The following is a 1,470-nucleotide window of genomic DNA, read 5'->3' on the forward strand; positions in this document are numbered from 1 at the left end:
CATGAGATACCGTCAGGTTGATCAAGATTTTTTGTCAGCCAGCGAGCTTTGGCACGAAGGGCTTTCGGGCCTTAGCGACGGCGTAAACGGCGACGAGAAGTTTTCGCATGGCGGCGAGAAGGGCAAGCTTGGGGGGCTTTCCCTGGGCGCGCAGGCGGTCATAGAAGGCTTTGAGCCACGGGTTTCGTCGGACTGCGGTGAGTGTTGGCATCCACAAGGCGGTGCGCAGGCGGGCGTTCCCGATGGCAGTGATAGCGGCCCGGTTTGGCCGGCGCTTTCCAGAGTGTCGCAAGGCCGGGACCACCCCGACATAGGCGGCGAGGGCGGCGGCGCTGTCGAAGCGTGCGGGGTCGCCGAGTTCGGCGATGAGGCGAGCGGCAGTTCCGGGTCCGATGCCGTCGATGGAGGTGAGCAGCGAGCCGACCTCATGGTCATCGAGCAGCCGGGCAATGTCGCCGTCGCGCTCGGCGAGGCGGCGGCGCCACAGGTCGAGGTCCTGGCAGACGTCGCGGACCTGGACGCGGTAGGCGGTGCCGTGGTGCTGGCCGACCGAGCGTTTGGCAGCGGCGATGAGTTGGTCGGCCAGTTCGGCACCGACGGCGTGGCGGCCATCGTAGCGCAGCTTGGCGAGGCGACGGGGGGTGGCCTTGGCGACGGCCTCAGCGGTTGGATATTCGACCAGGATTGCGGTGGCCAACATGCTGTCGAGGGTGCGGACGTAGCGGCGAAATTCCGGGAAGCCGAGATCGACCAGCCGGTGGAGTTGGCGGACACGGTCGTCGAAGTCCTGGCGCAGCCGGTCGCGGTGGCGGACCAGTTCGCGCAGGTCCTCGCTGGCCTGGCTGCCGAGCCGGGTGACGGCCGGCCGCTTCTCACGACCGAAGCGGGCAAGGCCGATGGCGTCGATGGCGTCGGTCTTGGTGCGCTCCAGGCTCTCGCCCTGGAAGCGGTGGGTGCGCAACGGGTTGATCAGGGCGACCCCGTAGCCCTTGGCGGCCAGCACGGCGAACAGGTTCTTCCAGTAATGCCCGGTCGCCTCCATGACCACCAGCGCCTCGCCTGGCGGCGCCAGAGCCGCCAGCAAGGTGCTGTGCCCGGTGGCGTCTTCGGTGATCGGCTTGGGTTTGACCAGGACTGTGCCGTCCGCGTCGATGACGGCGAAGACGTGGGTTTCCGACGCGATGTCGATGCCGACGAACTGCATGGCGCCTCCCGTGCGGATGGGCCGGAAGCCTCGGAGCCGGTGCTCGTGCCCCTGCTTGTCCATGCGCGGATGACCGCCCCGATCGGGGCGGTCATCCGCCCCCTCGCCACGACACCGCCGGATACCGTCCGGGCAAAAAGCACCGGGCGAGGGCGCCAATCTCATGCACGAAGACATAACTTCGAGCGTTCTGCGGCGACCCTCTCCCGGCCATCAGGCCAACCATCCTACCAGGAGGCGGCCCGATGAGTGGAACTCATACAAGC

At 67.6% G+C, this 1,470-nt stretch carries 1 protein-coding gene; it reads right to left on the reverse strand.

Annotated features, from left to right (window positions below):
* Positions 1 to 34: 34 nt before the first annotated feature.
* Entirely contained in the window at positions 35 to 1,204 is a 1,170-nt protein-coding gene (locus tag FBZ90_RS27645; RefSeq protein WP_186456085.1) for an IS110 family RNA-guided transposase, read from the reverse strand.
* Positions 1,205 to 1,470 lie beyond the last annotated feature (266 nt).

Origin of the sequence: Nitrospirillum pindoramense, assembly GCF_007827955.1 — a bacterium.
GTDB lineage: Bacteria > Pseudomonadota > Alphaproteobacteria > Azospirillales > Azospirillaceae > Nitrospirillum > Nitrospirillum amazonense_B.